6 protein-coding genes are annotated in these 9,034 nt (G+C 62.0%); 3 read left to right on the forward strand and 3 right to left on the reverse strand.

All coding sequences use genetic code 11. From position 1 onward, the window contains the following. Positions 1 to 23: 23 nt before the first annotated feature. Positions 24 to 335, forward strand: coding sequence for a DUF4158 domain-containing protein (locus V6M61_RS04160; RefSeq protein WP_332775299.1), 312 nt, complete (start codon positions 24 to 26; stop codon positions 333 to 335). A 393-nt stretch (positions 336 to 728) separates the two neighbouring features. Here the strand turns inward: V6M61_RS04160 and folD are convergent, their stop codons facing one another. The 3 genes from folD to V6M61_RS04175 form a co-directional block, all read right to left on the reverse strand. Further along, positions 729 to 1,586: a bifunctional methylenetetrahydrofolate dehydrogenase/methenyltetrahydrofolate cyclohydrolase FolD gene (gene folD, locus V6M61_RS04165; protein WP_332775300.1), complete on the reverse strand. Its 858-nt coding sequence runs from the start codon at positions 1,584 to 1,586 to the stop codon at positions 729 to 731. 124 nt (positions 1,587 to 1,710) lie between these two features. After that, positions 1,711 to 2,337 (reverse strand): response regulator transcription factor, encoded by a 627-nt coding sequence (locus tag V6M61_RS04170; protein WP_332775301.1) that lies wholly within the window; start codon positions 2,335 to 2,337, stop codon positions 1,711 to 1,713. A 46-nt stretch (positions 2,338 to 2,383) separates the two neighbouring features. Beyond that, positions 2,384 to 4,954, reverse strand: coding sequence for a PAS domain S-box protein (locus V6M61_RS04175; protein ID WP_332775302.1), 2,571 nt, complete (start codon positions 4,952 to 4,954; stop codon positions 2,384 to 2,386). Positions 4,955 to 5,246: 292 nt separating this feature from the next. On the opposite strand from V6M61_RS04175, the gene aceE reads away from it, so the two are divergent. Both aceE and V6M61_RS04185 read left to right on the forward strand, forming a co-directional pair. After that, complete coding sequence (aceE, locus tag V6M61_RS04180) at positions 5,247 to 7,973, forward strand: pyruvate dehydrogenase (acetyl-transferring), homodimeric type (protein WP_332775303.1); 2,727 nt, start codon at positions 5,247 to 5,249, stop codon at positions 7,971 to 7,973. 47 nt (positions 7,974 to 8,020) lie between these two features. Beyond that, a partial coding sequence (locus V6M61_RS04185) for a biotin/lipoyl-containing protein (protein WP_332775304.1) occupies positions 8,021 to 9,034 on the forward strand: 1,014 nt, incomplete at its 3' end.

Below are 9,034 nucleotides of genomic sequence, written 5' to 3' on the forward strand. Positions count from 1 at the left end.
AGGGCTTGCGTAGACTCGCCTGCATGAACATTGATTCACGCCGCCTATCGATCCTCTCCGCAAAGGAAGTCGAGGCCCTGTACAGCCTGCCGCGTTTCGTCGACGGCGATCGACGCCTGTATTTCGATTTGAGCGCTGTCGAGCGCGAAGCGGTGACGGTCATCCATACGGTATCGGTCGCGGTGCATTTGGTCTTGCAGTTGGGATACTTCAAAGCCAAGCGTCAGTTTTTCGCTTATGAGCCGGATACGGTTATCGACGACCTGCGTTACATCGTAACGCTGTATTTTCCTGGCCGTGATGTCGCAACGATCAAAGCGCCATCCAGACCGTAAGCGTTCCGCGAACCACACCCTTGCGCCGTCGATGACGGCGTGGTGAAGGTGGTTCTACGCGGCGAGGTCGGCCGGCACCGTGGTGGGCGTGGCGGTGTCCTTGGTCGGGCGCCAGTTGTGCGGCAGCAGTTGCGCCAAGTCGCGATCCTTCAGCGTGGGCAGACGCTCGAACACGTCCTTCAGGTAGGCCCAGTGTGATTGGGGTCAGGTCTTGCATTGCAACATTTTCCGCTGCAAGATAACAAGCCATGGCCCGCCCCCTACGCGTCGAATTCCCTCATGCCCTGTACCACGTCACCTCACACGGCGACCGGCGCGAGGATATTTACCATGCTGACGCTGACCGCCAAGCGTGGTTACGCATGGGGGTCACAGGACTCAAGCAATTAAACGCTAGCTTCTCTCAGCAGCTTCCAGTGTGTTGACCAGCAGCATGGTGATGGTCATGGGGCCTACGCCACCGGGGACCGGGGTGATGTAGCCCGCAACTTTCTTCACACCTGCAAAATCCACATCGCCGCACAGCTTGCCTTCGTCGTTGCGGTTCATGCCCACGTCAATCACCACGGCGCCGGGCTTGACCATGTCGGCGGTCAGCACGTTGCGCTTGCCGACCGCCGCCACGATCACGTCGGCCTGCAGCGTGTGCGCCTTGAGGTTTTGCGTGCCGCTGTGGCACACCGTGACGGTTGCATTTTTCTGCAGCAGCATCAGTGCCATCGGCTTGCCGACGATGTTGCTGCGGCCAATGACCACGGCATGCTTGCCGCGCAGGTCGTAGCCCTTGCCGCCATTGAGGCTTTCCAGCATCTTCATGCAGCCATAAGGCGTGCAGGGCCAGAAACCGGGCTCGCCCACCAGCAGGGCGCCGGCGCTGGCCACATGAAAGCCGTCGACGTCCTTGGCGGGTGAAATGGCTTCAATCACCTTGTGGGCGTCTATGTGCGCCGGCAGCGGCAACTGCACCAGAATGCCGTGAATGGCCGGGTCATGGTTGAGGGCGTCCACGCGCGCCAGCAGGACGTCCTCGCTCAGCGTGGCCGGGTATTGCTCGAGCACCGAGTGCAGGCCGCTGTCCAGGCAGGCCTTGACCTTGTTGCGCACATACACCTGGCTGGCCGGGTTCTCGCCGACCAGCACCACGGCCAGGCCGGGTACGATGCCGCGGGCGCGCAGTGCGGCAGCCCGTTGCGCCACGTCGCCACGCAATTGTCTGGACAGGGCATTGCCATCGATGAGTTGTGCGGTCATATCTTCAGTTTTCCAAGTAAAAACGCCCGCCAGTCCTTGAACCACGGGCGAAAGCTGCTATAAAAATAAGAGCGGCTTGCAGTACTAATGTTTGAACGGATGGCGGTTGATCGGTGCAAAAGCCTCAGGTCTTGGGGGCGTTTGAGCCCAGGGCAATCTTGAGCAGGTCGGCCACGGTGTTGGCGTTGAGCTTTTCCATGATGTTGGCGCGGTGCGCTTCCACCGTCTTGATGCTGATGCCCAGGTCGTCGGCGATCTGCTTGTTCAGGCGGCCGGCCACAATGCGCTCGAGCACTTGCGCCTCGCGCGAGGTGAGCTTGGCCAGCAGGGCGTCACGGCTGGCGGACTGCTGGTAATCGCTGAAGGCTTCCTTGGCCTGGTCGAGCATGCGCTCCACCAGATTGACCAGGGCCTCTTCCTGGAAAGGCTTCTGGATGAAATCCATCGCGCCTTTTTTCATGGTGTTCACGGCCATGGGCACGTCGCCGTGGCCGGTGATGAACACGATGGGCAGCGGCGACTTGCGCTCCACCAGGCGGTCCTGCAGTTCAAGGCCGGTCATGCCGCCCATGCGGATGTCCACAATCAGGCAGGCCACCTCGCGGGAGTCATAGCGGCTCAGAAAGGTTTCGGCCGAGTCGTAGCAGCGGACGCGGTAATCCTTGCCTTCGAGCAGCCACTGCAGGGAGTCGCGCACACCTTCGTCATCATCAACGACGTAAACAGTGCCTTTTTTGGGAATCAAGCTCATGCCAAACCTTTAAGTAGACGTTTTGTGAATCTTGTCACTTCACTTGTCAATGTATGCCAGTGTCCTTGGCGGTCACCGGATCGGCGGCCACGGTGGCTGGCAAAACCAGAGGTGTTACAGGGAGCCAGAAGGTAAACCGGCATCCCACCACTTCGTTCCCATTGTAGAGGTTCTCGGCCTGCATCCGGCCCTGGTGGGACTCCACGATACTGCGGCAGAGTTTGAGGCCGATGCCCATGCCTTCGGCCTTGGTGGAGTAGAAGGCTTCGTACAGGCGGTTCATGACTTCGGGCGACAGGCCGCGCCCGGTGTCCAGCACCGAGAACTCCACCACACCCTGGTCGTCGATGTGCTTGGGGATCACGCGCAGTTCGACGCTGCGCCGCGCGGTGGGGCGCTTGGCCTGCTCGATGGATTCGGCGGCGTTTTTCATCAGGTTGATCAGCACCTGCTCGATCAGGATCGGGTCGACCATGATTTTGGGCAGGCGCGCCGCGATGTAGTGGCTGCGCCGCACATGATGGCGCCGCAGCTCGATATCGGCCAGCTCCATGGCGTTGCTTACCATGGTGGGCACGTCCGACAAGGTGCGGTTGGGCTCGCTGCGTTTGACGAAGGAGCGGATGCGCTGGATGATCTGCCCGGCCCGGTGCGCCTGCTTGGCGGTTTTCTCCAGCGCGACCAGCAGGTCCTCGTTGCTGATTTGCCGGCCCTTGATGCGCGAGACCATGCCGTTGCAGTAGTTGTTGATGGCCGTCAGCGGCTGGTTCAACTCGTGCGCCACGCTCGAGGCCATCTCGCCCATGGTGATCAGGCGGCTGGCCGCCTGGGCGCGCTCAGCCTGCTGTGCGGCCTGCTCTTCGGCATGCCGGCGCGGCGTGATGTCGGTGGCAATCACCATCTGCGCCAGGCGGCCATCGACCCAGGTCAGGTAGCGCGAGCGCACTTCCAGCCAGCGCGACAGCTCGGGCACAAAGATTTCGGCATTTTCGGTCTGGGCGGTCGTCAGCGTGTCGGTCGGAAAACCGGCCAGGCCGTCCACCGCGTCCAGCGCATCATCCGTCGGCGCCGTGGCAGGCACGCCGGCCTGCGCAATCAGGTTGATGTGGCCGGAGACCTCGCCCTCAAACCAGGAGCGGTAGAGCTTGTTGGCAAACAGCAGTTCTTCGCTGCCCAGCGGCGCCACTGAAATGGCCGCGTCCAGCCCCTCCAGCACCGTGGTGAAGCGCTCATAAGAAGCCGACAATTCTTCCCGTACCCGTTTGGGTTCGGTGATGTCCGTCATGGAGGTCATCCAGCCGGTCTGCTGGCCGCGCGGGTCAATCAGCGGCGATACATACATGCGGGCGTCAAAAACCTGGCCACTCTTGCGCTTGACACGGACCTCGAAACCACCAGGTGGGGTGCGGCCATGCAGCTCGTCGTCCAGCCGTGCCGCCAGCGTCTCAATTTCCTGCTCGGGCCAGTGCGGGAAAGGCGCGGTGCGGCCCACCAGCTCACTTTCGCAAAAACCGGTCATCTGGCAAAAAGCCGGGTTGACGTAGGTGATGCGGCCCTGCAGGTCGAGGGCGCGCATGCCGGTGAGCATGGAGTTTTCCATGGCCCGGCGGAAATTGGTTTCGGAAATCAGCGCCTGCTGGGCCTGCACGCGGCGGCGGGTGTGGCGCCAGGTGCCGAGCAGCATCCACACGGTCAGGGCGCTCAGGGCGCTGACCAGCCAGAAAAAGCCACTGCCCACCACGCCCAGCGAAGCGCGGTAGCCTTGCGCATGGATCAGCAGTCCGTTGCCCACCGGCGAGACCGGCACTTCGTATTCAGCGGCATTGTCCGTCCAGGGCAGCAGCCTGACGGCCGGGTTTCGTGCGGGCGGCAGATTGCCGGCCAGCACATTGTTCTGGTCGTCCACCAGCACCACCGCGTAGCGGGAGGTGACCTCGGTGGGCACGCCAAAGCGCAGCAGGCCGTCAATCGAGTATTCGCCCATGATCACGCCGCTGAATTTCCCCTGGTGATCCAGTGGCACCTGCAACTGCAAGGTGGGGGCGCTGTGGCCGCTGCTGTCTTTGGTGGTCAGCGGGCGCGAGTAGACCGGCTGGCGCAAATCCCGCGCCAGGCCATAAGTGCCGTCGGTTTCCCCCGGCCTGAGCAGGTCGCCGGCGCCGCGCAACTGGCCGGCATTGGCGCTGGGAGACACATAGGCGACCTTGACCCGGCGCTTTGCGTCGACCCAGCTCACGGCCAGCAGCTCGGGGTACTGGTTGACCAGCGACTCGGCCTGCAGGATGAACTCTGCCGCATCGATTTCCTTGTTGGAAACATCGCGGCCAATGCGCATCAGTTGCTCCTGCCGCTCCAGCAGGCGCAGGCGAAGCCTTTGCTGCGCGTACTCCACGTCGCGCTTGACGGCTTGCTGCTCGCGGTCAATTTCCTCGATGCGCAGATAGCCGAAAGCAGCAATCACGGCGGCCAGAAACAGCATCACGGCCAGCAAAGGCCCCAGCGTGATGAAACGGTCTTGCCGCGAAGGCGATTGCTTGCGCCACCAGCGACGCCACCAGAGCAGGGGGGCGGAACTGGCTGAAAGAAGGGGAGTAGAAAGAGGAGCTTGCAAAGACATGGCTTGACATGGAAGTTTAAGTGAGATGCCTTGCCGCCTGCGGGTTTGGCCTCTGATCCTTTAGGGGCAAGCGCCGGTGCCTTCGACCTTGAATCAAGGTCATGATTGCTTTTAAAATTTCTTAATATGAAATCAACTGGCGCAATTTGAAATTTTTGGAAAATTATGAGAAACTAGAGACTTCAATCTAAATAGCGTTTACAACCCCATTTGGATGTGAGCTTAGTGGGTGGCCCTGCCGGGGGCTGCTCCCAAGTCAAACCCGTGTTATCAAATAAACAGGAGACAAGACATGGCCGCCAATCCAATCGAAGCAGGTGCCGACAACCTAGGTGCAGCTGCCAACGATGCGCTAGACCAAGACAAGCAGGAAACCCGGGAGTGGATGGATGCGCTGTCGGCGGTCATCGAAAGCGAAGGCCCTGAGCGCGCCCACTTCCTGCTGGAGCAGCTCCTCGAACATGCCCGCCAAAAGAGCATTGACATGCCTTTTTCTGCCAATACCGGCTATGTCAATACCATCGAGACCGATCGGGAGGAGCGTTCTCCCGGCAACCTTGAAATTGAAGAACGCCTGCGTGCCTACATGCGCTGGAACGCCATGGCCATGGTCGTCAAGGCCAACCGCCTGCACCCGGCGGACGGTGGTGATCTGGGCGGGCACATTGGCTCCTTTGCCTCGCTGGCCAGCCTGTTTGGCGCCGGCTTCAACCATTTCTGGCACGCCGAAAGCGAAAACCATGGCGGCGACTGCCTCTACATCCAGGGCCATGTCTCGCCCGGTGTCTATGCGCGCGCCTACCTGGAAGGCCGCCTGAGCGAAGAGCAACTGCTCAATTTCCGCCAGGAAGTCGATGGCAAGGGCCTGTCCAGCTACCCGCATCCCAAGCTGATGCCCGAGTTCTGGCAGTTTCCCACGGTGTCCATGGGTTTGGGCCCTTTGATGGCGATTTACCAGGCCCGCTTCCTCAAATACCTGCACGCCCGCGGCATTGCCAACACCGAAAACCGCAAGGTCTGGGTGTTCTGCGGCGACGGCGAGATGGATGAAGTCGAGTCCATGGGTGCGATCGGTCTGGCCGCGCGTGAAAAGCTCGACAACCTGGTGTTCGTCATCAACTGCAACCTGCAGCGGCTGGACGGCCCGGTGCGCGGCAACGGCAAGATCATCCAGGAGCTCGAAGGCGAGTTCCGCGGGGCGGGCTGGAACGTGATCAAGCTGATCTGGGGCAGCAACTGGGATCCGCTGCTGGCCCGCGACAAGGACGGCGCCCTGCGCAAGGTCATGATGGACACGCTGGACGGCGACTACCAAGCCATGAAAGCCAACGACGGCGCCTACGTGCGCAAGCACTTCTTCGGCCAGAACCCCAAGACGCTGGAGATGGTCGCCCATATGAGTGATGACGACATCTGGAACCTGCGCCGCGGCGGCCACGACTCGCAAAAAGTCTATGCCGCGTTCCACTCGGCCGTCAATCACAAGGGCCAGCCCTCCGTCCTGCTGATCAAGACCGTCAAGGGCTTTGGCATGGGCAAGATCGGTGAAGGCAAGATGACCGTGCACCAGACCAAGAAGCTGACCGACGAGGACATCAAGGCCTTCCGCGACCGCTTCAACATCCCGATTCCGGACAGTGAACTGCCCAAGCTGCCGTTCTACAAGCCGGCTGACGACACGCCGGAAATGAAGTACCTGCACGAGCGGCGCAAGGCCCTCGGGGGCTACCTGCCGCACCGCCGCGTCAAGGCCGACGAGAGCTTCACCGTGCCTGCGCTCGAAACCTTCAAGGCCGTGCTCGAGCCGACCGCCGAAGGCCGTGAAATCTCCACCACGCAAGCCTATGTGCGCTTCCTCACGCAGTTGCTGCGCGACCAGGCGCTGGGCCCGCGCGTCGTGCCCATCCTGGTCGACGAAGCCCGCACCTTCGGCATGGAAGGCCTGTTCCGCCAGGTGGGCATTTACAACCCCGATGGCCAGAAATACTCCCCGGTCGACAAGGACCAGGTGATGTACTACAAGGAAGACGAGAAGGGCCAGATCCTGCAGGAGGGCATCAACGAGGCCGGCGGCATGAGCAGCTGGATCGCCGCGGCCACCTCCTACAGCACCAACAACCGCATCATGGTGCCGTTCTACGTGTACTACTCGATGTTCGGTTTCCAGCGCATTGGCGACCTGGCCTGGGCGGCCGGTGACATGCAGGCACGCGGCTTCCTGCTCGGCGGCACGTCGGGGCGCACCACGCTCAACGGCGAAGGCCTGCAGCACGAAGACGGCCACAGCCACATCATGGCCGGCACCATTCCCAACTGCATCAGCTACGACCCGACCTTCGCGCATGAAGTCGGCGTCATCCTGCACCACGGCTTGAAGCGCATGGTGGAAAAGCAGGACAACGTGTATTTCTACATCACGCTGCTCAATGAAAACTACCCGATGCCAGGCCTCAAGGCCGGCACCGAAGAGCAGATCATCAAGGGCATGTACCTGTGCAAGGAAGGCGCGAAGCTCACGCCGCGCGTTCAGCTCCTGGGCTCCGGCACCATCCTGCGCGAGTCGATCGCTGCCCAGGAACTGCTGGAAAAAGAGTGGGGCGTGGCCGCCAACGTCTGGAGCTGCCCGAGCTTCAATGAACTGACCCGCGACGGCCAGGACGCCGAGCGCTACAACCTGCTGCACCCGACCGATAAGCAGCGCGTGTCGTTCGTGGGGCAGCAGCTGGAAAAGCACGCCGGCCCGGTCATTGCATCGACCGACTACATGAAGGCTTACGCCGAGCAGATTCGCCCCTTCATTCCCAAAGGCCGTACCTACAAGGTGCTGGGCACCGACGGCTTTGGCCGCAGTGACTTCCGCAGCAAGCTGCGCGAGCATTTCGAGGTGAACCGCCACTACATCGTGGTGGCCGCGCTGAAGGCGCTCAGTGAAGAAGGCACGGTTGCGGTCGCCAAAGTTGCCGAAGCCATTCAGAAATACGGCATCAATGCCGACAAGATCAATCCCCTTTACGCGTAAGCTGCACGCGTGACAGACACCGCAACTGGGCAACTGGAGACAAGAACATGGCATTGGTAGATATCAAGGTTCCGGATATTGGCGATCTCGACGAGGTGGCGGTGATTGAGCTGCTGGTCAAGCCTGGCGACAGCGTCAAGGCCGAGCAGTCGCTGATCACGGTGGAGTCCGACAAGGCGTCCATGGAGATCCCCGCCAGCCAGGCGGGCGTGGTCAAGGCGCTGAAAGTCAAGCTCGGTGACAAGGTCAGACAGGGCTCGGTGGTGCTGGTGCTGGAGGCTGAAGGCCCCGGTGCTGCGCCGGCCGCCAGCCAGCCCGCCGCCCCCGCTTCAGCATCAAAACCGGCCTCAGCCCCCGTTGAACCGGCACAGACTGCTAGTAATTTGGTAGCAACTTCGGCAGGTTCAGGCCCGGTCGAAGTGCGCGTGCCGGACATTGGCGACTTCAAGAACGTGGCCGTGATCGAGGTGCTGGTCAAGGTTGGCGACACCGTCAAGCTGGAGCAGTCGCTTGTGACCGTGGAGTCGGACAAAGCCTCCATGGAAATCCCGTCTTCCGTGGCCGGTGTGGTCAAGGAGCTCAAGGTCAAGCTGGGCGACAAGATCAATATTGGTGATTTGCTGGCCGTGCTGGAAGGCGTGGGTGCCCCAGTTGCCGCAGCGCCGGCTCCAGCGGCCGCGCCCGTGGCAGCCAGCCCCGCTGCGACTGCGGCACTTGCCATTGCCGCCAGTGCACCGGCTGAGCGAGCCACGGCGAGCTTGCCTTCCCATGAACCGACGGTGGCGCCCACCGGCGCATTGCCGCACGCTTCCCCATCCGTGCGCAAGTTCGCCCGCGAGCTTGGCGTGCCCCTGGCCGAGGTCAAGGGCGGCGGCCCGAAAGGCCGCATCACGCTGGAGGATGTCCAGGGCTTTACCAAATCGGTGATGGCGGGAGACATCCGCACGCAGGCACAGGCTGCCAAGGCGCCGGCGGCTTCGGGTGGGGGCGAGGCGCTGGGCCTGCTGCCCTGGCCGAAAGTTGACTTCACCAAGTTTGGCGCGGTCGAACGCAAGGACATG

It is taken from the genome of Polaromonas sp., from assembly GCF_036676035.1.
Taxonomy (GTDB): Bacteria; Pseudomonadota; Gammaproteobacteria; order Burkholderiales; family Burkholderiaceae_C; genus Polaromonas.

Excerpts from the sequence above, each read along its gene's own strand:
- V6M61_RS04160 (WP_332775299.1), top strand. The coding sequence starts at position 24 with ATGAACATTGATTCACGCCGCCTATCGATCCTCTCCGCAAAGGAAGTC.
- folD (WP_332775300.1), bottom strand. The coding sequence starts at position 1,586 with ATGACCGCACAACTCATCGATGGCAATGCCCTGTCCAGACAATTGCGT.
- V6M61_RS04175 (WP_332775302.1), bottom strand. The coding sequence starts at position 4,954 with ATGTCTTTGCAAGCTCCTCTTTCTACTCCCCTTCTTTCAGCCAGTTCC.
- aceE (WP_332775303.1), top strand. The coding sequence starts at position 5,247 with ATGGCCGCCAATCCAATCGAAGCAGGTGCCGACAACCTAGGTGCAGCT.
- V6M61_RS04170 (WP_332775301.1), bottom strand. The coding sequence starts at position 2,337 with ATGAGCTTGATTCCCAAAAAAGGCACTGTTTACGTCGTTGATGATGAC.